Raw genomic sequence first — 23,500 nt, 5'->3', positions numbered from 1 at the left:
AACACAATAAGAAAATGGCTGCCACGCTCAGCCCAACAGGTACGCACATGACTATCAAAACGTTCCAGCCAGGCACGCCCCGGCACCACCGACTTTTCAGCCTGGCAGCGGGCGGCACAGAGTATCCGGTGTGTTGTCCCCCCCGCGCAAAGTCTTCGATGAAATTATCCGGTCGATCGGCCCCAGACAACGCAGCGGAGGTCATCCGATGAACAACGCCCAGCCAACCAATACAAAGCCCGGTCAGCAACAACTCAGCGGGGCGTTGCGCCAACGTCATATCACGATGATTTCCCTGGGCGGGATCATTGGCGCGGGCCTGTTTGTCGGCAGCAGCGCGACGATTCAGGCCATCGGCCCGGCCTCGTTCCTCAGTTATCTCGCCGCAGGCATCGTAGTAATGCTGGTCATGCGCATGCTCGGCGAAATGGCCGTGGCCCTGCCCGGTGTCGGCTCCTTTACCGAATACGCGCGCATCGGCCTGGGCAATTGGGTCGGCTTCACCAGCGGCTGGTTGTACTGGTACTTCTGGGTGATCGTGGTCGCCGTGGAAGCCGTGGTCGGCGCCAACATTCTCCAGCAATGGATACCGTTGCCGGCCTGGATGATCGGTCTGACGCTGTTGGCCGTGATGACCGCCATCAATTGTCTGTCCGTGAAGTCCTATGGCGAATTCGAGTACTGGTTTGCGTCATTGAAGGTCTTCGCGATCATCGTCTTCATCTTTGTGGTCGGTGCCTACCTCTTCGGCTTTGCGCCAAGCACCAGTGCGCTGCTGGGCAACCTGGTGAACGACCGCGGCTTCATGCCTTACGGCGTGAGCGCGATTCTGGCCGGGGTGCCTACGGTGATCTTCGCGGTGGGTGGTGCCGAGATCGCGACCATCGCCGCCGCCGAATCCGATGACCCGTCGAAGAACGTGGCGAACATGACCCGTTCGGTGATCTTCCGGGTCATCACCTTTTATGTCGGCTCGATTTTCCTGATTGTCTGCGTGGTGCCCTGGGGGCAGATCGTGGCCGGGCACTCGCCGTTCGTGGCGGCGCTGGAGGTCCTGCACATTCCCGGCGCGGCCATGATCATGCAAGCGGTGGTGCTGGTGGCCGTGCTCTCGGCGCTGAATTCCGGGTTGTACGTGTCGTCGCGGATTCTGTTCGGCCTCAGTCAGCGCGGTGATGCACCGGCCAGGCTGTCGACCCTGACCGGGCGCAAAGTGCCCCGGGCCGCGGTGCTGCTGAGCAGTGTGATCGGCTACATCGCGATCATGGCGGCGATCATTTCCCCCGAAGGCGTGTTCCTGTTCCTAGTCAATGCGTCCGGCGCGGTGATGCTGTTCGTGTATCTCGCGGTAGCGCTGGCGCAGATCCAGGTTCGGCGTCAGGTGCAAGCCACGGCGCCGGCCCGGCTGACCCTCAAGATGTGGCTGTTTCCTTGGCTGTCCTATGCTGTTGTAACGGTGATTGCGGGTGTTTTGGTCGCCATGGCCTTTCAGGAATCCTTGCGCACACAGTTCCTTGCCAGCCTTGTAAGTCTGGGCGTGGTATCGGCGGCTTACCTGCTACTCAAGCGTCGTCGGCAGTCAGTCGGCAAGCCCCACATCAATGCCATCGACTTGCTGGCGGGGTTGCCGACACGGTCATAAATCATAGGGAAATCCAGCCACGGATGGCGGTTGAGTTGTTTGGCTTGAAACCGTCCAAAACAATAATTTGCCCAATAGGTGATCTATGTCCGACTTCAAATTCGACTCCCAGGGTTTCTCTCGGCGCGGGTTGCTCAAAGCCACGGGTTACGGTTCGCTGGCTGTGCTGCTGAGCAGCGTCGTAGGCCCGATCCCGATGTCATTCGCCGCCGGGCAACCGATCAAGACTGTGCGCCCCGGCTACCTGACAGCCGCTTGCCTGGGTGATATGCCCTTGGGTGCGCTGCGTGAAGGCGTACCGGTCGGCACCGATCTGGAATTGCTGAAGATCATTGCCGATCGCCTCGAACTCAAGCTCGACGTGCTGACTATGGGTTTCCCGGCGGTGGTCGAAGCGGTAAGGTCGGGACGGGCCGACTGGTTCGGCGGCAACTTCGCCTGGAACCCGATGCGTTCGAAGATCCTGCTGCTGACCGACCCGGTGTTCTACACCGGTGCCTACGTGATCATGCGCGACAGTGAGCCGTTCACCACCTCGATCACCGTCAACGACGTGAAGGGCCGCACCATCGGCGCGATTACCGGCTATTTCACCATTCCGGACATGAAGAAAATCGAAGGCGTGAAGGAGGTCAAACTCTACGACAACACCGACTCCTGTCTGCGTGACGTGCGCGCCGGGCGACTGGATTTTGCCGTGCTGGATGCCCCGACCATTGACTACATGATCCTTCAGGACCCAAGCCTCAAACTCAAACAAATCCCTATGTCCTACGATGAAAAATTCCCCAGCCTGACCGCCAAGTTCGAGGCGATCTGGGGTGTTCATCCGCAGAACCAGGACTTGTTCGATGGCATAAACCAGGGCCTGCGCTGGCTCAAAAGCACCGATCAGATCAAGCCGATCCTCGCCAAGTACGGGATCAAGAACTCCGACTACCTCGTGCCTCCCGCCAAGGACCCGCGCATCGGCGTGGACCGCGACGAAAAGGGCAACCTTATCGGGCCGTTCGAGCACCCGCCGCGAGATTTCAGTCAGGCCTTCGCCTGAGTCGACGTCGCGATCACAGTTTGCGTCATCCACTTACGGACATTGCACATGGCTGAATCAACTCCACTGGTGCGGATCGAAGGGCTCTACAAGTCCTTCGGTAGCCTGGACGTGCTCAAAGGCATCGACCTCAACGTACAGCAAGGCCAGAAGATCTCGCTCATCGGCCCCAGCGGCTCGGGCAAGACCACCTTGTTGCGTTGCGTCAACTACCTCGAAGAGCCGACCAAAGGCGATATTTACATCGATAACGAACTGATCGGCCAGCGCCTGGTGGGCACCCGCAAAGTGCCCATGAGCGACAAGGAGCTGGCGCGGATGCGCACCGAGATCGGCATGGTGTTCCAGCGCTTCAATCTGTTCCCGCATCTCTCGGTGCTGGAGAACATCATCCTCGGCCCGCTCAAGGTGCAGCAACGCAACCGCGCCGAAGCGGTGGAACTGGCCGAAGACCTGCTGAACAAGGTGGGCATGTTTGCCAAGCGCGACGTTTACCCGGAACAGCTCTCGGGCGGGCAACAGCAACGCATCGCCATCGCCCGGGCGCTGGCGATGCAACCCAAGCTGATGCTGTTCGACGAGGCCACATCAGCGCTGGACCCGGAGTTGGTGGGCGAAGTGTTGACCGTCATGCGCAAGCTGGCAGAGGAGGGCATGACGATGATCATCGTGACCCATGAAATGCATTTCGCCGAAAGCGTCTCCGATCAAGTGATCTTCATGGCCGACGGCAACATCGTTGAACAGGGGCCGCCACGACAGATTTTTCGCGAGAGCCAGATCGAACGCACCCGCTCCTTCATCCGCGCCGTGCAGGAGCACTGATTGATGTTCGATTCGACTGCACTGCACAAAGCCATCGAGATGCTGCCGTACTTTTTGAATGTGCTGGGTATCGGTGCGCTGACGACGGTCGGCCTGACGGCCGCCGCGTTTGTCGTGGCGATGCTGCTGGGGTTTTGCCTGGCGTTGATGCGGCTCTCGCGCAGCCGGGTACTGAGCCTGATTGCCAGCGTGTACCTGGAGGTGTTTCGCAACATACCGATTTTGACCCAGTTGTTCATTCTGTACTTCGGGCTGACCTATATCGGTATCACGCTGCCGGCGATCGGCGCGGCGATCATCGGTTTTGGCCTGAACGGTGCCGCGATCCTGTCGGAAGTGTTCCGTTCGAGCATCCGCACCATTGATCGGGGGCAAAGCGAAGCAGCGTTTTCGATCGGTATGACCCGGTCGTTGGCGATGCGCATTATCGTGCTGCCCCAGGCGTTCAAGGTGGCGATTCCGGGGATGGCCAACTTCGCCATCGGCCTGCTCAAGGACACCTCCCTTGCCTCGGCAGCGGCGGTGCCGGAGCTGACGTTCAAGGCGCGGATGCTGGTCAGCGAAACCTATCAGACCAACCTCATCTACTTCCTGTTGGCGATCATCTATCTGGTCTTGAGCCTGGTGCTGTCCCACTGGGCGGCGCGCACAGAACGGCGACTCAAAGTCGTGAAGGAGCATTGATATGGGCTATGGCGAGTTGTGGGAAGCAACCCATGTCGAATTGCTGGCGGCGGCCTGGGCGACGCTCCAGTTAGCGTTTGGCGCACTGGTCATCGGTTTGATTGTCGGGCTGTTGGTGGCGTTGGCCAGGCTTTCACGTAACCGACCATTGCGCCGCGCCGCGCTGGTCTACATCGAGGTCTTTCGCGGTACACCGGCGCTGGTGCAACTGTTCATCGTCTACTTCAGCCTGACCGAAGTCGGCGTGCAGTTCAGCTCGTTTCAAGCCGCCATGATCGGCTTGGGATTGAACGCCGCTGCCTACCTGTCGGAGATTTATCGCTCGGGCCTCGAGGCCGTGCCCAAGGGGCAGGTGGAAGCGGCGAAGGCAATTGGAATGCCTCATCTCAAGGTGTTGCGCTGGGTCGTGTTGCCTCAGGCCATTCGCATCGTGCTGGCGCCAATTGGCAACGTGGCGATCTCGCTGTTGAAAGACACCTCGGTGGCCTCGTTGATCGCGGCGCCGGATTTGATGTTGCGGGCTCAGGATTTGAGCTCGGTGTACTTCATGCCCCTGGAGATCTACATCCTCGTCGGCGCGATCTATTTTGCGCTGTGTTATCCGCTGTCGCTCGGTGTGCGTTTGCTGGAGCGCAAGACGAGGCATTGAACCGATGGCCCGTCGGGTTTTCATCTGCACCAGCTTTTGATCCTCCCCAATCCGACAACGCAAATTTGATTTCACGCTCGAACCGGCTAATATACGTTCCATATCCATTTCATATAGTGAAGCTGATGGGCATCGTAAAAATTTCTGAAGACATGCATGAGCATCTGCGCGTCGCGAGCGATGCGTTGAGTCGCTCGATCAACGCTCAGGCCGAGCACTGGATGCGTATCGGGATGCTTGCCGAATTACACCCCGACCTGGATCACAGCGACATTTGCCGCATGCTGATTCGCGCAGAACTGCAAGGCGGTCTTGATTTGAAGAAGCTCTGCGCCCTCGAAGAAAGTTCGCAAGGCCCACAGGTTCATGCAGCCATCGGAGCCAGGAAATGAGGGCGAACGTGCGCATCAATACCCGGGCAGACATCGCCAGCTCACGTGCCGCTGCAACGCTGGCGGCCGAGGTGCTGGCCATGATTGGGCCTTATGTGAAAGCGGGTGTCACCACCGACGAGCTCGATCAGCGCTGTCACGACTACATCGTCAATGTGCAAAAGGCCATTGCGGGGAATATCGGGTATCTCGGCTACCCGAAAACCGTGCTGACGTCCGTCAACCAGGTGGTCTGCCATGGCCTGCCTTCGGCCACTGTCCTGAAGGATGGCGACATTGTGAATATCGACGTCGCTGTCAAAAAGGACGGTTGGTATGGCGACACCAGTCGAATGTATTTCGTGGGTGAACCCAGTCCGCAGGCTCGGCATTTGGTCAAGACCACCTACGAAGCGCTGTGCGCCGGTATTCGAGTCGTTCGCCCCGGTGCCACGCTGGGCGATATCGGTTATGCCATTCAGTCGGTCGCCGAAAGGGATGGATTCAGTGTTGTGCGCGAATACTGCGGTCACGGTATTGGCAAGGTCTATCACGATGAGCCGCAGATCCTCCATTACGGCTACCCCGGCCAGGGATTGCAGTTGAAAGCGGGCATGATTTTCACCATTGAGCCCATGTTGAACGCGGGTAAGCGTCACGTGAAAACCCTGGCGGACGGCTGGACCGTTGTCACCAAGGATCACTCCCTTTCAGCCCAGTGGGAGCACATGGTGGCGGTCACTGACGATGGCTTTGAGGTTCTATCTGCCTGGCCTGACAGCGTCGAAGAGTTCCCGGCTATCCGATAACCCGGCCCTGGACGGGCCTTTGACAATTACGCAGTTGCGCCGGATTCACGCCATGGCCTCACGGGTTAAATCAATCAGTCCCTGTTGGCCATTGCGATAGCTGGCGGAGCGGAAGAGGCCGTAATGTCCCAAGTCAGCAGTATCTGGGTGATGGCCGCATCAATTACCTCATGCGACGTGTTATCCCGAGCGAGGATGGAAATACCCTGCAGGAAACTGTCGAACACCGTAGCCATCGCGGGCGCGTGAACATTGCCCGGCAATTGACCTGTACTGATACCCCGCTCGACACACGCCAAAATCCCCGCACGAGTGCGGGTGCGTGAATGGGTCAATGCATCGACCACCCGCGCACTCTCCGGGCTGGGCGCGCTCATCACGCCGAGGGCCACCATGCAGCCTTTGGGATGACCTTCTTCGCATTGCATGCGCGCCGATTGGCGCAGCGCGGTTTCGATAGCCTGGCGTGGAGGCAGGCTCCCATCCCACAGGCATTCGGTGACTTGAGCGAAAGTCGCCAGATAACGCTGCACACACTCGTCAAACAACGCTTCCTTGGAACCGAATGCCGCGTAAAAACTCGGTGCGGAAATTCCGCCGCCCAATCCGGCTTTCAACTGAGCGAGGGAGGTCGCGTCGTAGCCGTGTTGCCAAAACAGGTGCATGGCCTGTTCCACGGCGTGGTCGCGGTCAAAGGTTCGGGGGCGGCCCATTTGCGCCATTTCAAGGCTCCTGAGGATTACGAGATAAATACTAGTCGATACATAAGTCGTTGACAACGAGTGCTGGCAGCCTTCAACATTTGTATCGATCAGTATTTAAGTCGAAAATCCTCACTCAAGGAATCTACCGTGACACCCTCAATTACCTTATCGGTGGCGCCCGAGCGCCTACCCATTGGCGCCTTGCTTGCACTGGCCATGACCGGCTTCATCTGCATCGTCACCGAAACATTGCCCGCCGGCCTATTGCCTCTGATCAGCGAAGGACTGGCGATTTCCCCCTCCATGGCCGGGCAGATGGTCACCGCTTACGCGCTGGGTTCGGTTCTGGCGGTGATCCCCATGACCATCGCCACCCGTGGCTGGCGCCGCCGCAATGTACTGCTGCTGACCATCGTCGGTTTCCTGCTGTTCAACTCCATCACCGCGCTGTCATCCCACTACGGAGCGACCCTGGTGGCGCGCTTCTTCGCCGGCGTCGCGGCGGGGCTGGCCTGGAGCCTGCTGGCCGGTTACGCCCGACGCATGGTCGCGCCCCATCAACAGGGCAAGGCGCTGGCGCTGGCCATGGTCGGCACACCGATTGCCCTGTCCCTGGGTGTACCCCTCGGCACCTGGCTGGGCGGCCTCGTGGGTTGGCGCACGACCTTCGGCATCATGTCGGCCCTGACCCTGGTGCTGATTGCCTGGGTGCTGGTGAAAGTCCCGGACTACCCCTCCCAAGCCGAGCACCAGCGCCTGTCGCTGCGCACCGTTCTGACCACTCCTGGCGTGCGCCCCGTGCTGGCGGTGGTGATCTGCTGGATGCTGGCCCACAACATTCTCTACACCTACATCGCACCGTTCGTGGTGCCGGCGGGGTTGGGGGATCGGGTGGATTTAGTATTGTTGGTGTTTGGTACTGCGGCGTTGGCGGGGATCTGGCTGACTGCCAAATTGGTTGAGCCGTTGTTGCGCAAGACAGTGTTGGTGAGCCTGGCGACGTTTGCGGCGGTTTGCGTAGTGCTTGGATTTTTGGGGAGCGTGCCTGAAGTGATCTACATCGGCGTGGCGGTTTGGGGGTTGAGCTTCGGCGGGGCGGCGACGTTGTTGCAAACAGCGCTGGCAGACGCGGCGGGAGATGGGGCCGATGTGGCGTTGTCGCTGAATGTGGTGGCCTGGAACAGTGCGATTGCGGGGAGTGGGGTAGTGGGCGGCGTGTTGCTGGATAGATGGGGCATCGCCTCTTTTCCCTGGGCAATGATGGTGTTGGTGGGAGTGGGTTTTGCGATTGTCTGGGGGGCTCGGGCTCACGGCTTCAAATCGGGACCGCGTGCGGCTGGCCGGCCTGCGGTTGCGGGGCACTGAACTACAAAAAAGGCGCTGGCGGGGGGCTTTAATTCGAGAGTTGTCCCGTCCTGAATAAGGTTTACACCTTCTGATCTGTTTTCAGGAGGACGGGATACATCTCCGCTGCTGAGGGCTTGGCAAAAAATTATTGAGGCAGATGGCCGGAGCGCTGTGGTCAACTTCCGAATCCCGAGACCAGATTTCAGGCAAACGCCTCCTCGATAAATGCTTCCAGCGCCTTGTCTTCCAATATCTCGATGGAGAAGTGCCCGAAGCGCTTGGGCAACCAGATGATGCGGGCCCCGGACGGGGATTGCAGGTTCTCGCGGGCGAGGGGTTTGCCGTTTTCGTCTTCTGGCTGAACACCCGTGGCGATCAATTCGTCATAGGCCTTCTCGATGTCCGGCGTGGAGTAGCAGTGGCGATAAATCATGCCTTCACCCGATGAATCCAGGAGTTCTTTCAGGTTCCCCGCCAACGGTTGCACCAGCATGAAACGCTCCTGACCAATCAACGCAATCGCGTAGCGCACGTGCAGGCCACCGCGTTCCCAGACGAGGGTTTTAGAGATCCTGGCCTTCAGTGTCTGTGCGTAGTAAGCACAGGCTTCTTCAAGATTCGTGACCAGTACATCGACGTGACTGAACTTCAACTCCATTGCATTTCTCCTGTCGAACCGGCGTCCATGATAACGACGTCACCCTCAGGATCAGAAGGGGTTTCATGGGGTTGTTTGCGAACCGAACAGCGTCGCTGAGGTGGGGCCGTGGCGTAGGCTTGCCGAGAGCGGCAACGCATTGCCCTCGACGTTTGCGGCAAGCAAGCACTTCATCCCTTACTCATGCGCCGTAACTCGCCGCTATCACAATGAGCGCAAGGAAACAGACCAACTGAACGCAAAAGAAGGTAAACCGAACCGCCACGAACCTGTTTGTCTGCACATGAGATACGTGAACCAGAGACTGGCACACGCGAGCGATCAGGACGAGCATGGACAAGTAGTCAACGGCGGGTGTGTTGATACCAAGGGCTGAAATCACGAACACGATGGCGCCAAAGACCGGCAGGTTCTCCACACAGTTCGCATGCGCTCGAGTTCCGCGCCGATACCAATCCTCGCCATCGGGCTGATCGCTTCGGAAAGAGGCAATCGGAACATTCGAGAACAGGATTCTGACCCAGCGATACACCCCGACGGTTGCCATCAACAGCAGCAAAGTCCAGGTCGCGAACCCCAGCAACATCCACATCGGTATCGTCATGGCTGCTATCCTCAATCCAGCACGTCATTGCACATCCGCGCGACCGACGCGAGGTCGGCCGCACCCTGTAGATCAGTTGCTCATGATGGGAGCCAGTGCGGTCTGAATCCTGGACATCTGTGCGGGTGTTGTCATGCGCGCAAGCAGTTGGCCAAAGTGTGGATGCTGCACGCCCGAGATAATGTATTGCCAGCGGTAGGCGCCCAGCACGGAGGCATTGATTTGCGCGGTCTCGTCAACACTGAACGAGCGTGGAACATTGCGAATGAAGTAGTTGGCATCGGATGCCGATTGCGCCTGCAGGATTGCATCGACGGCTGCCACCAGCGCAATCAGATCGTTCACGGCCTGGTCGCGCTCGACTGGCGAAAGTTTCGCATGCTCCGCTTTCCATTCCAGCTCATCGAGTACGACGTGCCGGCTTTCATCCTTCCAGTGAAATTTGAAGACATCCTTGAAGAGTGGGCACAACTCCTCGCGCGGGGCGATGCTTTTTGCGTAATGCGTTTGAACAAACAGTTCGATATGACAGGTCAGCGCCAGCACCGACCAGGTGCTGGCCGCCAGTACCGCACGCGCCACATCGTTCGGATCGGCCACTTGACGATATCCCGACGGCAATTGCGCATCCATCATCGTTTCTATGCGCCGGAACAGCTCCTGATGCTTGATCTCGTCATTGGAGAATCGCACCAGCGCTTCAAGTGCGAGCTGATCGTCAAAGACATGGGCCCGACCTTGATCGAGCATTTTGGCACTGATGAAACGCTCGACCAGGCCAAAGATATACGCATAGGTTCGGCCCTGAATCTGGCTGAGCAGGCGCGCCTCTTCCAGGGTGAGAAAGGTCAGGCGGTCGATCCGCGAGAGTCCGTCGGGCAAGAATTTGCGCGAGAAGTCGAAGCGGCGGTCCTGGAGCAAATCGCGATCGATCTGCCATTCGGCTTTTTTCGAGGACCTGACGAGTTGAGCATAACGGGCGGCGTTGCCCGAATCTGCGTCGGGTAAGGTTGCGACGGTGTTCATATCGATCTCCTGCTTCCTGGTCGAACTGGAAGGGGGCCATTACGGTTAACGTCGGAGCCTGTGACCATGAGTGAAACCTCTGGGGGGCGTCCTGATCACTGAGTCCGCGTTGGTGCTAATCTAGGCCTCGCCGTTCAGGCGCAGAATGACCGGTGCGCCTGATTACATGCTCCGGACTCCGGAAAGGAGGGCTGGCAATTGCTGGATGCGCTTTCTGATGTCTTGCGTGTCATTCGGCTCTCTGGAGGGGTCTTCCTCGAGGCGGAATTCACTGCGCCCTGGTGCCTCAGCGGAAAAATCTCTGCGGACGATTGCAAACCGTTCCTGGCGGCCCCTCGACATGTCATTGCTTCGCATTTTGTCGCTGCGGGGCACATGCAATTGAAAATCGACGGTGAAGCCCCCCTCGACGTGGGGGCAGGCGAACTCATTCTGCTTCCGCGCAATGACGTTCATACGTTTGGCAGCGACCTGAGCGTTGCTCCCATGTCGGCGCGCGACGTTATTCAGCCGCCGGAAGTCGGCGGCATTTCACGTATCAAGTGCGGCGGAGGCGGCGAGGTCACGCAGTTATTGTGTGGGTTCCTCGGCACTGAAACCCCTTTCAGTCCTTTGCTCTCGTCGCTGCCATCCTTATTGAAACTGGATGTGCGCGCGACGGCTTCGGGAGCCTGGATTGAAAGCTCATTCCGGTTTGCTGTCAGCGAGATCGCGGCGGGGCGCGTCGGCTCGACAACGGTCATCGCCAAGCTATCGGAATTGCTTTTCGTCGAAGCCGTCAGCCAGTATGTCGCGAGCCTCCCCGCTGAACGGCGCGGGTGGCTGGCGGGTTTGCGGGATCCGCATATAGGGCGCGCATTGGCGCTGCTTCATGCTCGCCCAACCGAGGGCTGGACGGCAGAAGCCCTGGCGCTTGAAGTGGGCATGTCGCGCTCGGTTTTCGCGGAACGATTCACGGCATTGGTCGGCCAGCCACCGATGCAATACCTGACGCTCTGGCGCATGCACGTGGCGGCTCAACATCTGCGCGAAGGTCGCGGCAATGTGGCGCAGATCGGCTTTGCAGTGGGCTACGAATCAGAAGCCGCGTTCAGTCGTGCATTCAAGCGCCAGTTCGGCACATCACCCGGCACCTGGCGCAGGCAATCGGCATGAGAAGGTCGGGTGCCGGCGGACGCACTTAATCCGCTTGCGACGCGTATTCAGCGAAAGATCAGCGACTGGTGTGCCGCGCCGCCCGTGCGTGCGCCGTCACCCACTGCGACTGCCACATTGCCTGCGGCTGTTGCTGCATCCCCGCAGGCAAACACGCCGGGTACACTGGTTTCGCGCATCGCATCGACCTTGATGAACTCACCCGTCGGCCCGGCTTCAAACTCGCAACCAAGCAGCGCTGCCAGTGGGCTGCCCATACGCGTGAGAGGCTGAGTGAACAGCCCTGCGAGTTTGATCACACGACCGCTGGCCAGTGTCACATCGGCTTGTTCCCCGCCAACCGACAAGACAGGTTCGCGCTCCACCGCAACCCCACGCCTGGCCAGCTTCGCCAACTGCTCGGCATCTGGCTCGAATACCTCGTTGAGGAAGAGTGTCGTTGGCCCCCAGTCCGGCAACATCAGCGATTGGTGGATGGCAACTGGCGACGCCGCCAATACTCCAATCGGTCCGCCGTACAGTTCATATCCATGGCAATACGGACAATGAAACACTCGCTGCCCCCAGCGCTCTGACAGCCCGGGAATCGCAGGCAACTCATCCACCACCCCTGTGGCCAGGATCAGACGCCTCGCTGCGAATTGCTCCCCGTTCGCGGCTGTTATCACAAATCCACCATCGCCCGTCTTTGCCTGGGTGGCGGGTTGCGAAAGCCACTCGACTGTTGGATAGGCCAGCAACTGGGCACGTGCCTCGCTGGCTATCGTGCCGGGATCACGACCGTCCTGCCCGAGAAATCCATGTGAATTGTGAGCAAACCGATTACGGCGCAGACCTGCATCGATCACCAACACCTTTCGGCGCGCCCGTGCCAGTTGCAAGCCTGCGGAAATACCGGAATAGCTGCCACCAACGATGATCACGTCGTAAACCATTGATCAGTCTCCCTGGGTCTTCGACCTGCTCGAAAACTCTAGATACAACGTAAGTTACGTGATGTCGGGGTGTCAATAGTCTCGTAACTTATGCTGTGTCGAGCGATACTCGGCACACGCAACTTCAGGAAACCGCCATCCATGAGAAATGACACTCGCTTGTCCCGCATGCTGCACGTGCTGATCCACATGGCTCGCCACGAACAGCCCGCCACGTCCGATACCATCGCGCAGATGCTCGGTACCAACCCGGTGGTGGTCCGGCGGACCATGGCGCTGCTCAAGGACGGGGGCTATGTGCGCTCGGAAAAGGGGCACCGTGGGGGGTGGACGCTGGCGAAACCGTTAGCGGATATAACACTGTTGAACATCCATCAGGCCTTGGGCTCGTCCTCGCTTTTCGCCATCGGTCTGTCGACCGACCATCCAGAATGCCTGGTGGAGCAAGCGGTGAATGCTGCGCTGACCGAAGCGTTTGATGCGGCGCAGGCACTGCTTATAGATCGCTTGGGAAGCGTCACGCTTGAACAGTTGGCCAGTGATTTCGAACGGCGCTACCAACGTCTGTAAACCTGTGGTCTACAAAGTGGCGTCTGGAAGTAGCTGTATGTTTGGTTCTAGCCGGAAAGTGACGGTCCAGTAGGGAAAGATCACATCCTTGGACATTACCCACATGGGGCCACTTGATCTTGTGAAAAGATGAGTCATGTCGCCTGGAGGGCGAACTACGTTACTCAAAAAAGCACCTCCAGCCTACCTCCACTTTGTCTGTACTACGTTAGCTGAAAACGCTCTAACGCATAATCCTTGCCTGCCAAGGTAAGTTCAAAAGTGGTGGCGCCAAACGTACCCCGTGTCACTTTTTGTTTGATAAGGCGTTTGTCTTGAAGTTGCTTTAGATCGGCTTCAACTTCTGCTGTGCTGAGTGAGACAAGTTTGCAAATTGAGTTCAGATTTGCAACTTTCCTGAAATTTGCATGATAGGCCAAAGCTTCCATTAATAGCGTTTGGTTATCTGTCAGTCGTGGGAACTGAGGGTTGTTCATTTTGTAAACTTTTCGCTCTATCTCATGTAGCTCGTCGTAAGCTCCATCAGTGTTGCGGGCGTAGTAAATCGCTGCAGACAAAGTGCTGATTAAAATCGCGATTATCATCAGCAGCGACCAATTCGGCATTGGCGTTTCCAGCGAAAGCCAATCCGAAAAACGTTGCGGCCAGCTCGTGCTATCTGCCAACAATCTCAGGTCTAGGTGAGTGTCGAGCAGCTTTATGACAGCCCAAGCGACAAGGAAAATCCCAGCCCAGCAGGCCATAGCCTTGAGCGTGAATGGGGAATGCTTGCCTTGTACTGCCATGCTACTCGTCCCCAGTGCAGAAACAGGTCTTATCAGCATAGCAGTGGAAAATTTGTCGTCTGGCAGATGACCTGAAAGGTCAGCTTTTGGTTGGGGATTCAACCGGTCGATGCAACACGGGCTACGCTGTCGCTGCCGATGAGTCCTGTTGCGGCCAGGTTTCGAAGCTTTTGAGCCAATGCTTCTCGCTCGGCCTTTGAGGTGACCGGATCGACGATTTGATATTGGCGATCGCACCACATGCCAACCTGACGTAGCCAGAAAGCCTGTGCAACCGGTTCAGTAGCCAGTCGCTCCAGTAGGTACGCCACCTGCTGCCAACCAGGTCTCAATTGAAGTATCGCCTGGCGGCGTGCTGTCGACAGTTCATGCCAATCCCTATCTAGTTTGGCACCTGATCCAGGTGTCACTGATGCCCAAGATAGCTTGTCCAGTTGAGCAACTGCGGCGTAAAACACTTTGTCCGACGGATCGTCAAGCGCCCCCAGCAATTCGGACAATTGGTTATCGCCAAGCAGACGTACGGCCGCTTGGCGCACGGTGGAATAGCGAGAGCGCATCGCTTCAGTTAGCCACAGCTTGTCGAGAGGGAAGTTAAGTTCGGTTGCCAAGCCAATGACACCGAGCCAATCCTGTTTCCGTGTTGGAATGCCCTGATTCAATTTCTTTTTCAGGATCGCGTTTGCATCGACGTCATGGCGTGCTGCTGCCCAGCGCGCCAAACTGCGGATTGAGGCGGATGCATCCAGCAAGGCCTTGCACAAAATTGGCCTCGGATCGTCGAACAAAGGCAGTAATGCGCGCAGCACGCAGACACGAACTTTGGCGCCCGGACGTGATAGGGCTTCGAGTAGCAGTGGTGAAGCTTGTGCAGCTGGTAAATCCTGACAAGCTGACACGGCAGCTAAGCGTACGGTCAGCTCGCGATGGGCTAAGGCGTCCCTTAAAAGTGTCTCCGGCGTTGAGTCCTTTTCCAGCAAAAGAGCAAACAGATAGCGCGCAGCTTTACCTTGTCGCGCAAGGAAATTGGCGTAGACCTCAGCCTTGATCTCGGGTGACTGCAGTACTGTGCGGGCGGCCATGAGCGTGGGGCCATGATCGGCTCTTCGGCGCGCAGCCAACGCTATGAGTGGCTCCAGTGCGATCAATAGCGCCTGGGCCCGAGAGGGAGTTAAATAGTGATTCAGCCCCTCCAACGCCAGATCGCGAATCTGGGGTACCCAATCGTTCAAACGCTCTATCAAAGCGACTAACGCTTCAGGAGAAGGATGATCGCGCAGCCCCCTGACAGCGACTTCTCGAATGAAGCCGTTGTAGTGAGTACTGATCTCTATCCATTTTCCACTGTTCTCAGCATTCCCCAGCAGTTCCATCGCTTCGTTTCGCCGATGCTCCGCCAATGAGGAGGCTGGCACCTGCTTGTTCTTCAGCTTACCCAGCCATTCCTTTATGACGTTCACTTTTTAATCCTTTTTTTGCTCGTACGGGCAGTCTTGCCAACACTTTACCCAGTTTTTCAGGTCGATTGCAGTCAGTAGGGAAGGATGCTTTCGACACTAAACGGATGGTCGCCTTGGCCTGCGTTCAGATTGAAAAAGCCGGCCGCTCACCCAACCGCTCAACCAATCTGACGAGATAACCATCGGGATCCTGGACGATGAACTCGCGCTGGCCTACTTCTACGTTATCAGCCCGATACCAGGTGTCTTTGCATGCTCGATAGAGTGGAAATCCGGCTTGGCCAAGTTTTTGGGTGATGGGGGCGACAGCGGCAACGTCGATCTGCAGGTTGATTCCTCTTCCAAATGGCTTCGTCAGGGGGGCCGTAAGCCATTGGCCTGCGTCCGGATCAATCTGCTCGAGCATTACCTGAGCACCGTTCAAATCGAGGTAAGCGAATCCATCTTCCAGGCGTTGATACGCTACTTCGAAGCCAAGGCAATACACCCAAAAATCCAGGCTGTTACCAAGGTCGGTGACCATTAACTCTGGAACCAGTTTGCTACGTTCAAACATGAGATGACTTCCATTTCGATAGGCTTCTCCCCTGGGGCTGGCAGTGTAAATGCCTGATGCGTGGTAGCAGGCTCTGCACTGTTGGCACGAGTGCCACGGGAAAGGGGAGCGAGCGGCATGATGCAGGGGCGGATGAGTATTATCGAGCCACAAAGCGATTATCGGGACTGCGGCCAGTGATCCTGAATGTCATGCCATACAGCCTTGGACGTCACCTCGACATGCTTCTGTTTATCGCAAGTAAAGGGCGTGTCCAGCGTACCGAGGGCTATGGAGATCCAGTCGGAGTATTCGCCCTGGTTATTTGACCAGAAGAGCGACGAGCCGCAGCGAACGCAAAACTGGCGCTCGACAGATTCAGAGGAAGGGTAAGAACGGATGTCGTCGTTACCCTGTACCAGATCAAAGTCGCCCCTCAAGACACTGCCGTAGCTCGCAAATGCAGCGCCATGGCTTTTGCGGCATTGGCTGCAATGGCAGTGCGAAACAGCTTTGGGTCGTGACCGGAGTTGGTATTGAATGGCGCCGCAAAGGCAACTGCCCTGGAAGGTTTCAGTCATTTTGGATGTCCCCCGGTTTCTACCTTGCCAATACACTGCCCGTCATCATCGTAAGACGGGATTAGCTAACAGACCGCGCGGGATAGAAGTAGCCGCTCGTGCGCAGTTGCAGGCTGTATACCCAGATCCCGAAGACCAGGGCGTACTCCTTAAACATCGGGAGCGTCAGCAGGTGCACGATAGAACCGCTGCGCATTTGGCTGAGGGAGAAAGCCACGCCTAATGCCAAGGCAAGAATAAAGCACAACGAGCTGCTCTTTTTCCTGGCCAGTAGCATCAACCCGCCGACCCATATCAGAAGTGCTACGGTACAGACATTGAGCAGCACCAGAAGTGAAATATCCCCTTGTCGCGTTTGTTCAAATCCTTCGTTGACCACCCAAAGACCCGCTTGAATCAAGACGATGAAGCAATAAAAGACAGTCATGAAGACCGGGGCAGGACGTGTGGTGTACCAAGGCTGAGGCATGTTTGCTTCCATAGTGAAGTCGCTCCTGGAGGATTAGGTAAAGGGCAGTTGCCAACCCTGACGGATGGCTGCGAACGCTGGGTTAATGCTTAAACCCAGCGATTGAAAAGGCTTCTTTTGAGCAAGCCGCAGTTGGCCGCGGAAGAATCTATATCGTCCAGCGTTACAGCATGTTGCACAGCCCTTTTCCAAAGACATCCGTTGCCTTTTCATTGGGCCAGCCTGGAAATTGCAGTGGTTGGGAGACGTTTGTTATTGCCACGTCGGCCAGGAAGGGATGAGCTTTTTTTATGTCGACAATGGTCTTTGCAAAGTCGTCACGATTGGAAAGGCACATCGTCAGGGAGTTTGCGTGAAAATTGCCAATGTAGACGGCTTCCCCAGCCTTGACGTTGAACAGCAGCGGTTTTTTCAGATCGTCGCTGAAGCCGTCATAGAAACGGTAGTACCAGTGGGTGACTTCATAGGTCCCCGGAGGTACTTCGAAAACGAAAGTGTTGCCCATGATGTGCGTGTTACCACGCACTTCGTTGTTCTGGTCAAGAGTCGTAAGGGCGATGCGCGTATCTTTCGCCCGGGGATCCGGGTCCTGGTATTTGAGCATCACATTCAAGCCATGGGGCTGAGTGAGAAAGCCTTCTGAAACAAAACCGACGATAAGGCTCTTCTGGGAGCTGATAGGCTTACTTTCATCGACTCGATCGATCATGTTGGAAGCAGTGACGCAGCCGCCCAACGATAGCAGCGCGACGAGCGCCAATATCCACTTGTTCATCCTTCGTTTTCCTGTGGTGAAATTGCGATCCAAGAGGACATGCATCGATCAATCGTTGGTAAGAAACACAGTCGTCTCTTGACCTTCTTCCACTACGATTCGTCTCGTCAGCGAGTTCATGTCGACAACACTCCATAAGAAGTAAGCGCCCGCCGGCAATGCTTCAAACTGGAATTCGCCAGAGCTGTTGCTATGAGTTCGGCGGGTAAGTGAATCAATTCTGGGGTCCATTTGATCAGGCAGTTTAATGCCATCCCGTATGGCCCGTTCCCGTTTTTCCGTGTAGGGCGTTGCTGGCCACAGCAGCATATTACTGTTGTTGCCAACGCGTATTTGGCCTCTTCGGTCCGTGAAGTAGAGCTTTCCTGCAATAGACCCAACACCTGCTTTTGACTGCGCCAACATCAGTTGTGCGTATTCGGCGTCGGGCATCCGGGAGATGGGTTTGAGGTCGTAGTCTGTAGCGCATCCGGCCAAGGTCAGTGCCAGCAGTACGACGTTAAAATGGCGTAAAACCATCAGAAAGCTCCATTCACTTTGTTGGCGACCATTAATATTTGTCCGTATGGCTCGCGGTTAGGCTATTGGCTGCTCTCTTCGCAAATTGCTTTCAGACCAAGGACTGTAGTTGGAGTACTACCCAACTGAGTTTGAGTAGCAATGACCATGTTGGCGCCTGAGTCACCTTCCAGATGGTAAGGCTTTCCATTGCACACTTTTGTGGCTTTCTGGTTTATGTTTTCTAACAAGCCTTCTCTAGAGTTAAAGATACTTCCGTGGCTTGTGATCATATATTGGCCCGGTGCAATTTCATTGGCGCCCGTGAAGGTGCAACCCGTCAAGGCACAGGTAATGCATCCGGCTAAAAGTATATTTTTCAACTGCGCGATCTCATGTAAGTAGTCTAACTACTATCAGGCGATATGCGATATCGTGTAAACGACACTACATAGATGGAAAGATCCATTGCCGAGTATTAATAGTTGCATGATATCGTTTGGCCATTAACGTGTCCATCGGACTCTCTGGCCGATTGCCGCCAGTCACGTCAGGGCATGACACAAAGCAGCTATTCGCAATCAATCGAACGCTTATACCGGAATGCTGATCGCAGTCAGCTTCGCACACGGGGCGGCGATATTACTCATCGCCGCCTCCATGTGATTGGAGCTCAATTCGTTTTTGCCCTGCTACAGACGGTCACTGCAAAAAGTCGCGAATCGCCCGAATAGTCTGCGTAGGCGCCTCTTCCATCAACCAATGTCCTGCCCCTGGAATCACCACTTCCGTGACATTGTCCGCGGCGTTGCGCATGACGATGGCTTCGTTGTTGCCAAAGGATTTTTCCCCGCCGACGGCCAGCACGGGCATGGTCAGGCGTGTCTTCATTGATGCTTCGTTGTCCACGGCGTCCTGGCGAATGCTGCGAAACTGCGCGAACGCCGCGTGCATCGCGCCGGGGCGGGCGTAGAGTTTGGCGTAATGCTGGCGGGTGGCTTCGTCCACTTTGGTCGGGTCGCCGGCGAACTCGTTCCAGAAGCGGTCGAGGTAGATACGCTCACGACCGGCCACCAGGCGCTCGGCATCCGGGCCGCCAAAATCGAAGTGCCACAGCATCGGTGAGCGCACGATGTCGTTCCACGGCGGAATGCCCGGTACGGGCGCATCCATGACCACCAGGCGATCGGTTTGCTGCGGATAACGCGAGGCGTAGGCGAAGGCGACCATGGTGCCGATGTCATGGCCGATGACCACGGAATGTTCGATTTTCAACGCTGCGAGTACCGCGCGTATGTCGCCCGCTTGCGTCTTCTTGTCGTAGCCGCCGTCCGGGATCGACGACAAGCCCATGCCGCGCAGGTCCGGCACCACGACCGTGTGATCCTTGGCCAGGTCGGCAGCGAGAGGCGCCCACATGTCGCCGGTGTCGCCGAAGCCATGCAGCAGCACCACGGCAGGCCCTTTGCCGCCGACGCGCACGTGGATCTTCGCGCCTTCCACGGCGATGTCCTGGGTGCGGAAGGAAGTGGGGAATGGCGTGACGCCGGCATGGGCGGGCAGGCTTAGCGCAAGCAGCAAAGAAGCAGTCAGCAAGGTGCGGATCATGTGGTTTTCCCGGAAGGATGCATGGAGAGTTGCGTACCGCATCCGCTGCAAACCACCGTGCCGAAAACGCACGTCGCCCGGGGCAGAACAAGGTACCCAAGGCTGGAGCGTAGACCACATTGAAAGGTTCTGATGGACCCTACAAATCGATGACCAGGTCTGACGTTGGCTTACTGCAGCACAGCAGGCGCAATCCCTTGTCGATTTCACGCTGGCGGATGCCGCCGTTGTGGTTCATCGCCACCGTGCCTTGCAGCACCGCCGTTTTACAGGTGCCGCAGACCCCTTGGCTGCAAGAGGAGGGGATGATGGCGCCGGCCTTCTTCGCTGCGGTCAGCACGGTCTGGTTGCCCGGCATGCTGAAGGTTTTACCGGAGCGGGACAGCGTGATCGTAAACAGGCTCTCCGGCTGATCGAGCACGCAGGCCGTTTCGATCAGAGGGGCCTCATCCAGCGCCGTGATATCGAAGCTTTCCTGGTGATAGTGCTGGAAATCAAAGTTTCCCTGTTTGAGTAGCGATTTGACCGCGCCCATGTAACCTTGCGGCCCACAAGTGAACACTTCTCTGTCCTTGAAGTCCGGCACCTGTTCGCTGAGCAAGGCCAGATCCAGGCGGCCAATCGGCCCGGCCCAATCCGCGCTGTCGCCGTGTCCTTCGCAGATATTCACGACACGAAGTCCCGGCATGCTGGCCTGCATCCGTGTCAGTTCTTCATGGAAAATAATATCGTCGGGGGTTCGAGCACTGTGCACGAAGACGATATCCAGTCGGGCTGCCAGGTCGAAACCCGCACGGGTCATGGACATCAGCGGTGTCACGCCGGACCCCGCCGATAGATAAAGCAGCTTGTCGGCTGGACGGCCTGTCGGTGTGAAGCTGCCCGCAGGGCCTGAGGCAAGCAGCCTGTCGCCTTCGCGCAAGTGATCGTGCAGCCAGTTCGATACGGTCCCGCCGGGAACACGCTTGACCGTGATCGACAGCGCAAAGGGGCGGGTGGGCGACGATGACAACGTGTAGCAGCGCGACACGCGTTGCCCCGAAATGGTCGGCGATACCGTAATGAACTGCCCTGGCTCAAAACTGATGGCGCTGAAATCCGCACTTCGAAAGGTAAAGGTTTTTACGTCGTGGGTTTCGTCGCGTACGGCGCAACAGTGCAGCGCTTTTTGCTCGCCACTGTTCCACTGTGCACCGTTGGTGGCCCACGTGTCCGGATGGGTGAATACGTTCGGTGCAGACACGGCGCTCGCTGTAACCGGTGGCTTTTCAAGGAGGGTCATGGTCATTGCTCACACTCCCTGTGCGGCAAGCCGCGCGGCGTACCAGCGAGAAAATTGATCCACGTAGGATTCGGTAAATGCCGAGAAGGGGCCTGGCGAGTAGCCGGGATCTTGCGTACCGCTGTGGGTGATCGCGACAAGGTTGGCGTCCTGCTGATTGGTGGCTTTCCAGACCTCGGTCAGTTTTTCGATGTCGTAATCCACGCCCTCGATGGCGTCGGCATGGACCAGCCATTTGGTGCGCACCAACGTCTTGTCGGGCGCGAGCGGGATGATGTATGAAATGACGGCGTGATCGCTCATCACATGCGTCCAGGAGTTATGAGTCCACAGGTGCACGTCGCCGAGATCGCGGCGGGTCAGATCACCAAACAGCCGTGTGCAGGCCACCCGAGTGTCGAGCGTTTGCGATTCGCCATTGCCGGCAATGACCAGCCGTTGCGTGCGGAACTGGGTCACCGCGTCTGTGTCCAGGTGTTCCACTGCGTCGCAGATAAACCCTTCACGTTCCCAACTGCGTTTGGCCGCCGCATTGCGTTCTTCATACTCATCCAGCGCTTGCAGCGATTCCTCACTCAGACCTTCAGCGCAGAAACCAAAATCCTCCGGCAGGAATGAGGCGGTTAATTCAGGGTGCGTCGCAGAGCAGTGATAACACTCGCGATTGTTTTCGATGACCAACTTCCAGTTACCGTCTTCAATGATCTCGGCTTCATAAGCAATCTTCGAATACGTGAGGTTGTAGGGCGCCAGCCGGGGCGCCATGGTTTGTTCCAGATAGGCGATGTCTTCCGGTGGTCGGTCACCCAGGCAAACAAACACATGAGTGCCGACCACTTTCGTATGAACACGAATCAGGCTTTTGCAGGTCGGATCGAAATCCTTACCCATGTGGGCGGCGTGCTTGAGGCTGCCATCAAGGTCGTAGGTCCACTGGTGATACGGACACACGAGCATGCCCACCGTTGATTTGCCGGCCTGTTTCAGGCGTGCCCCGCGATGGCGGCAAACGTTGCGAAACGCCTGCACCTGCTCGTCGTCATCGCGCACGAGGATGATCGAGGATTTGCCGATGTCTATGGTCGAAACATCCCCAGGCTCCGGGATGTCCGCCGTCACGCCGACCAGAATCCAGTGCCGGGTGAAAAAGATATCGACGTCGCTGTCGAAAATGTCCTGACGCCCGAACAACGCGCCATGCATGCCATGGCCGGGGGTACGTGCAGTCACCAGTTCTTGTTGGGATTTCGCGACGGTAGTTGTCATCTGTTGCCTCACGGGGGCGATGTTGAATCGTCAGCAAGTGACGGTGAGGCAAGTATCAAAATGGTCCGGTTTTGCGTCAATGCGCTTTAATTTCACCCTCGCATAGCTAAAAGTTATGCGAAGAATCGACAACTGACCTTAGTGTGAAAGTAGCGACTCATCCCGCAGCCAATCGACGATGGCGTGCACCAACGGGGTTATTTCCCGGCCGTTCGGAACAATCAGGTAATAGGCATCTTTCGGTTTCACCGCATAGTCAGTAATCCGCACCAGTTCGCCGCTCTGCAATAGTGGACGCAACAAACGGTTCCAGCCCAGCGCGACGCCATAGCCCTGCAACGCGGCCTGCACCGTGTCGTTGTAACTGCTGCAGCGCAGGCAGTAATTCACCTTGGGACGACTCTCGCCCAGCTCCTTGAACCAGCTGTTCCACGTCATCCAGCCTTCGAGCGTGGTGTCCGAATCGATCAGGTCAATGTGCAGGAAGTCGTTGACCGACAGCGGGGCAGGGTGCGTGGTCAGCCAGGCGGGGGAACACACCGGGAACACTTCTTCGTCAAACAGGAAAATCGCCGTGCCGTCCTCCCATTTTCCATTGCCGAAGCGCACGGCGATGTCGACGTCCTGTCGGTGCACGTCCGGATTGTGGACTTGGGTGATCAGGCGCAACTGCAGCTTGGGTTGCGACAGGCGCAATGCAGCCAGCCGGGGCAGGATGCGCAGGTGTGAAAACGCCGCAGTGCAGGCGAGCACCAGTTCCTGCTCGGGAATCCCCTCGGAAATCTTGTCGAACACGTTCGCCATGCGCTGCATGGATTCGGCGACCACCGAATACAGCACGTAGCCTTCGCTGGTCAGTTTGATCGCCCGGTGCAGTCGATGAAACAGACGGGTGCCGAGGGTTTCCTCCAGGTATTTGACTTGCTTGCTGACGGCCGCCTGGGTCACGCCCAATTCTTGCGCCGCCAGCGTGAAGCTGCTCAACCGCGCGACGGCCTCGAATTCCATCAAGGCCGTCATGGACGGTATCAGTCGGCGGTAGCCCTTGACCTTCTTACTGGTTTCTTCACTGCCCATCTTGGTCGATCCTGAAGGAGAACGGAGCCGCTCAACCGGCGACACACTATCGCTTGTTCCGTTGCTCGCCGGGAAGTGCTCGCAAAGCCGTGTCGCAAACGCCTTGCGCCATGTCGCTACGGGTCAACCGGGCT

At 57.4% G+C, this 23,500-nt stretch carries 26 protein-coding genes; 10 read left to right on the top strand and 16 right to left on the bottom strand.

Annotated elements, in window-relative coordinates:
- Positions 1-208 precede the first annotated feature (208 nt).
- From K5R88_RS07345 to map, 7 genes are all read left to right on the top strand, one after another.
- Positions 209-1,642: an amino acid permease gene (locus K5R88_RS07345; RefSeq protein ID WP_226299557.1), complete on the top strand. Its 1,434-nt coding sequence runs from the start codon at positions 209-211 to the stop codon at positions 1,640-1,642.
- Between the two features lie 85 nt (positions 1,643-1,727).
- A complete protein-coding gene (locus K5R88_RS07340; RefSeq protein ID WP_226299556.1) occupies positions 1,728-2,693 on the top strand; it encodes an ABC transporter substrate-binding protein in 966 nt (321 codons plus the stop codon).
- 48 nt (positions 2,694-2,741) lie between these two features.
- Complete coding sequence (locus tag K5R88_RS07335) at positions 2,742-3,518, top strand: amino acid ABC transporter ATP-binding protein (RefSeq protein WP_226299555.1); 777 nt, start codon at positions 2,742-2,744, stop codon at positions 3,516-3,518.
- Between the two features lie 3 nt (positions 3,519-3,521).
- On the top strand, positions 3,522-4,202 hold the full coding sequence (locus K5R88_RS07330) for an amino acid ABC transporter permease (protein WP_226299554.1): 681 nt from the start codon (positions 3,522-3,524) through the stop codon (positions 4,200-4,202).
- Between the two features lies 1 nt (position 4,203).
- Complete coding sequence (locus tag K5R88_RS07325; protein WP_226299553.1) at positions 4,204-4,851, top strand: amino acid ABC transporter permease; 648 nt, start codon at positions 4,204-4,206, stop codon at positions 4,849-4,851.
- A 125-nt stretch (positions 4,852-4,976) separates the two neighbouring features.
- Positions 4,977-5,243 carry a ParD-like family protein gene (locus K5R88_RS07320; RefSeq protein ID WP_008038842.1) on the top strand — a complete coding sequence of 89 codons (267 nt, stop codon included), beginning with the start codon at positions 4,977-4,979 and terminating at the stop codon, positions 5,241-5,243.
- Positions 5,240-6,031 (top strand): type I methionyl aminopeptidase, encoded by a 792-nt coding sequence (gene map / locus K5R88_RS07315; protein WP_223435616.1) that lies wholly within the window; start codon positions 5,240-5,242, stop codon positions 6,029-6,031. The genes K5R88_RS07320 and map overlap by 4 nt, the downstream gene beginning before the upstream one ends.
- 74 nt (positions 6,032-6,105) lie before the next feature.
- On the opposite strand, the gene K5R88_RS07310 is transcribed toward map, so the two are convergent.
- On the bottom strand, positions 6,106-6,753 hold the full coding sequence (locus tag K5R88_RS07310) for a TetR/AcrR family transcriptional regulator (protein ID WP_226299552.1): 648 nt from the start codon (positions 6,751-6,753) through the stop codon (positions 6,106-6,108).
- A gap of 129 nt (positions 6,754-6,882) precedes the next feature.
- On the opposite strand from K5R88_RS07310, the gene K5R88_RS07305 reads away from it, so the two are divergent.
- Complete coding sequence (locus K5R88_RS07305) at positions 6,883-8,100, top strand: MFS transporter (protein WP_008038838.1); 1,218 nt, start codon at positions 6,883-6,885, stop codon at positions 8,098-8,100.
- Between the two features lie 184 nt (positions 8,101-8,284).
- Here the strand turns inward: K5R88_RS07305 and K5R88_RS07300 are convergent, their stop codons facing one another.
- The 3 genes from K5R88_RS07300 to K5R88_RS07290 all read right to left on the bottom strand — a co-directional run bounded on the left by K5R88_RS07300 (position 8,285) and on the right by K5R88_RS07290 (position 10,370).
- On the bottom strand, positions 8,285-8,740 hold the full coding sequence (locus K5R88_RS07300) for a VOC family protein (RefSeq protein WP_226299551.1): 456 nt from the start codon (positions 8,738-8,740) through the stop codon (positions 8,285-8,287).
- Between the two features lie 181 nt (positions 8,741-8,921).
- The gene (locus tag K5R88_RS07295) at positions 8,922-9,344 is read right to left on the bottom strand and encodes an MAPEG family protein (RefSeq protein ID WP_192228253.1); all 423 of its coding nucleotides are present in this window, start codon (positions 9,342-9,344) and stop codon (positions 8,922-8,924) included.
- A gap of 72 nt (positions 9,345-9,416) precedes the next feature.
- Entirely contained in the window at positions 9,417-10,370 is a 954-nt protein-coding gene (locus K5R88_RS07290; protein WP_226299550.1) for a diiron oxygenase, read from the bottom strand.
- A 198-nt stretch (positions 10,371-10,568) separates the two neighbouring features.
- On the opposite strand from K5R88_RS07290, the gene K5R88_RS07285 reads away from it, so the two are divergent.
- Positions 10,569-11,525 (top strand): AraC family transcriptional regulator, encoded by a 957-nt coding sequence (locus K5R88_RS07285; RefSeq protein ID WP_226299549.1) that lies wholly within the window; start codon positions 10,569-10,571, stop codon positions 11,523-11,525.
- A 47-nt stretch (positions 11,526-11,572) separates the two neighbouring features.
- Here the strand turns inward: K5R88_RS07285 and K5R88_RS07280 are convergent, their stop codons facing one another.
- Positions 11,573-12,460 carry an NAD(P)/FAD-dependent oxidoreductase gene (locus K5R88_RS07280; RefSeq protein WP_226299548.1) on the bottom strand — a complete coding sequence of 296 codons (888 nt, stop codon included), beginning with the start codon at positions 12,458-12,460 and terminating at the stop codon, positions 11,573-11,575.
- 141 nt (positions 12,461-12,601) lie between these two features.
- Here K5R88_RS07280 and K5R88_RS07275 point away from each other — a divergent pair, with 141 nt between their 5' ends.
- On the top strand, positions 12,602-13,030 hold the full coding sequence (locus K5R88_RS07275; protein WP_008038831.1) for an Rrf2 family transcriptional regulator: 429 nt from the start codon (positions 12,602-12,604) through the stop codon (positions 13,028-13,030).
- 203 nt (positions 13,031-13,233) lie between these two features.
- Here K5R88_RS07275 and K5R88_RS07270 read toward each other — a convergent pair whose 3' ends face one another.
- The 11 genes from K5R88_RS07270 to K5R88_RS07220 all read right to left on the bottom strand — a co-directional run bounded on the left by K5R88_RS07270 (position 13,234) and on the right by K5R88_RS07220 (position 23,366).
- Positions 13,234-13,815, bottom strand: a complete 582-nt coding sequence (locus K5R88_RS07270; protein WP_226299547.1) for a hypothetical protein — start codon at positions 13,813-13,815, stop codon at positions 13,234-13,236.
- A 98-nt stretch (positions 13,816-13,913) separates the two neighbouring features.
- Complete coding sequence (locus K5R88_RS07265) at positions 13,914-15,275, bottom strand: HEAT repeat domain-containing protein (protein WP_192228248.1); 1,362 nt, start codon at positions 15,273-15,275, stop codon at positions 13,914-13,916.
- Positions 15,276-15,399: 124 nt separating this feature from the next.
- Positions 15,400-15,831 carry a bleomycin resistance protein gene (locus K5R88_RS07260; protein WP_226299546.1) on the bottom strand — a complete coding sequence of 144 codons (432 nt, stop codon included), beginning with the start codon at positions 15,829-15,831 and terminating at the stop codon, positions 15,400-15,402.
- A 158-nt stretch (positions 15,832-15,989) separates the two neighbouring features.
- A complete protein-coding gene (locus tag K5R88_RS07255) occupies positions 15,990-16,391 on the bottom strand; it encodes a GFA family protein (protein ID WP_226299545.1) in 402 nt (133 codons plus the stop codon).
- Between the two features lie 61 nt (positions 16,392-16,452).
- Complete coding sequence (locus K5R88_RS07250) at positions 16,453-16,860, bottom strand: hypothetical protein (protein ID WP_329959902.1); 408 nt, start codon at positions 16,858-16,860, stop codon at positions 16,453-16,455.
- A 163-nt stretch (positions 16,861-17,023) separates the two neighbouring features.
- Complete coding sequence (locus tag K5R88_RS07245) at positions 17,024-17,635, bottom strand: hypothetical protein (RefSeq protein WP_226299543.1); 612 nt, start codon at positions 17,633-17,635, stop codon at positions 17,024-17,026.
- Positions 17,636-17,683: 48 nt separating this feature from the next.
- The gene (locus K5R88_RS07240; protein ID WP_226299542.1) at positions 17,684-18,154 is read right to left on the bottom strand and encodes a carboxypeptidase-like regulatory domain-containing protein; all 471 of its coding nucleotides are present in this window, start codon (positions 18,152-18,154) and stop codon (positions 17,684-17,686) included.
- 681 nt (positions 18,155-18,835) lie between these two features.
- The gene (locus K5R88_RS07235; protein WP_226299541.1) at positions 18,836-19,741 is read right to left on the bottom strand and encodes an alpha/beta fold hydrolase; all 906 of its coding nucleotides are present in this window, start codon (positions 19,739-19,741) and stop codon (positions 18,836-18,838) included.
- A gap of 139 nt (positions 19,742-19,880) precedes the next feature.
- On the bottom strand, positions 19,881-21,029 hold the full coding sequence (locus K5R88_RS07230; protein ID WP_442963904.1) for a 2Fe-2S iron-sulfur cluster-binding protein: 1,149 nt from the start codon (positions 21,027-21,029) through the stop codon (positions 19,881-19,883).
- 3 nt (positions 21,030-21,032) lie between these two features.
- On the bottom strand, positions 21,033-22,289 hold the full coding sequence (locus tag K5R88_RS07225) for an aromatic ring-hydroxylating oxygenase subunit alpha (protein ID WP_226299540.1): 1,257 nt from the start codon (positions 22,287-22,289) through the stop codon (positions 21,033-21,035).
- A gap of 138 nt (positions 22,290-22,427) precedes the next feature.
- The gene (locus K5R88_RS07220) at positions 22,428-23,366 is read right to left on the bottom strand and encodes a LysR substrate-binding domain-containing protein (protein ID WP_226299539.1); all 939 of its coding nucleotides are present in this window, start codon (positions 23,364-23,366) and stop codon (positions 22,428-22,430) included.
- Positions 23,367-23,500: the final 134 nt, after the last annotated feature.

This window comes from Pseudomonas sp. MM213 (assembly GCF_020423045.1).
Classification (GTDB): Bacteria; Pseudomonadota; Gammaproteobacteria; order Pseudomonadales; family Pseudomonadaceae; genus Aquipseudomonas; species Aquipseudomonas migulae.
This window is presented reverse-complemented; position numbering and strand designations above follow the sequence as displayed.

Excerpts from the sequence above, each read along its gene's own strand:
- K5R88_RS07300 (WP_226299551.1), bottom strand. The coding sequence starts at position 8,740 with ATGGAGTTGAAGTTCAGTCACGTCGATGTACTGGTCACGAATCTTGAA.
- K5R88_RS07295 (WP_192228253.1), bottom strand. The coding sequence starts at position 9,344 with ATGACGATACCGATGTGGATGTTGCTGGGGTTCGCGACCTGGACTTTG.
- K5R88_RS07260 (WP_226299546.1), bottom strand. The coding sequence starts at position 15,831 with ATGTTTGAACGTAGCAAACTGGTTCCAGAGTTAATGGTCACCGACCTT.
- K5R88_RS07235 (WP_226299541.1), bottom strand. The coding sequence starts at position 19,741 with ATGATCCGCACCTTGCTGACTGCTTCTTTGCTGCTTGCGCTAAGCCTG.
- K5R88_RS07335 (WP_226299555.1), top strand. The coding sequence starts at position 2,742 with ATGGCTGAATCAACTCCACTGGTGCGGATCGAAGGGCTCTACAAGTCC.
- K5R88_RS07275 (WP_008038831.1), top strand. The coding sequence starts at position 12,602 with ATGAGAAATGACACTCGCTTGTCCCGCATGCTGCACGTGCTGATCCAC.
- K5R88_RS07250 (WP_329959902.1), bottom strand. The coding sequence starts at position 16,860 with ATGCCTCAGCCTTGGTACACCACACGTCCTGCCCCGGTCTTCATGACT.
- K5R88_RS07330 (WP_226299554.1), top strand. The coding sequence starts at position 3,522 with ATGTTCGATTCGACTGCACTGCACAAAGCCATCGAGATGCTGCCGTAC.
- K5R88_RS07280 (WP_226299548.1), bottom strand. The coding sequence starts at position 12,460 with ATGGTTTACGACGTGATCATCGTTGGTGGCAGCTATTCCGGTATTTCC.
- K5R88_RS07290 (WP_226299550.1), bottom strand. The coding sequence starts at position 10,370 with ATGAACACCGTCGCAACCTTACCCGACGCAGATTCGGGCAACGCCGCC.
- K5R88_RS07320 (WP_008038842.1), top strand. The coding sequence starts at position 4,977 with ATGGGCATCGTAAAAATTTCTGAAGACATGCATGAGCATCTGCGCGTC.
- K5R88_RS07220 (WP_226299539.1), bottom strand. The coding sequence starts at position 23,366 with ATGGGCAGTGAAGAAACCAGTAAGAAGGTCAAGGGCTACCGCCGACTG.
- K5R88_RS07240 (WP_226299542.1), bottom strand. The coding sequence starts at position 18,154 with ATGGTTTTACGCCATTTTAACGTCGTACTGCTGGCACTGACCTTGGCC.
- map (WP_223435616.1), top strand. The coding sequence starts at position 5,240 with ATGAGGGCGAACGTGCGCATCAATACCCGGGCAGACATCGCCAGCTCA.
- K5R88_RS07230 (WP_442963904.1), bottom strand. The coding sequence starts at position 21,029 with ATGACCATGACCCTCCTTGAAAAGCCACCGGTTACAGCGAGCGCCGTG.
- K5R88_RS07270 (WP_226299547.1), bottom strand. The coding sequence starts at position 13,815 with ATGGCAGTACAAGGCAAGCATTCCCCATTCACGCTCAAGGCTATGGCC.
- K5R88_RS07255 (WP_226299545.1), bottom strand. The coding sequence starts at position 16,391 with ATGACTGAAACCTTCCAGGGCAGTTGCCTTTGCGGCGCCATTCAATAC.
- K5R88_RS07325 (WP_226299553.1), top strand. The coding sequence starts at position 4,204 with ATGGGCTATGGCGAGTTGTGGGAAGCAACCCATGTCGAATTGCTGGCG.
- K5R88_RS07340 (WP_226299556.1), top strand. The coding sequence starts at position 1,728 with ATGTCCGACTTCAAATTCGACTCCCAGGGTTTCTCTCGGCGCGGGTTG.
- K5R88_RS07225 (WP_226299540.1), bottom strand. The coding sequence starts at position 22,289 with ATGACAACTACCGTCGCGAAATCCCAACAAGAACTGGTGACTGCACGT.
- K5R88_RS07245 (WP_226299543.1), bottom strand. The coding sequence starts at position 17,635 with ATGAACAAGTGGATATTGGCGCTCGTCGCGCTGCTATCGTTGGGCGGC.
- K5R88_RS07310 (WP_226299552.1), bottom strand. The coding sequence starts at position 6,753 with ATGGCGCAAATGGGCCGCCCCCGAACCTTTGACCGCGACCACGCCGTG.
- K5R88_RS07345 (WP_226299557.1), top strand. The coding sequence starts at position 209 with ATGAACAACGCCCAGCCAACCAATACAAAGCCCGGTCAGCAACAACTC.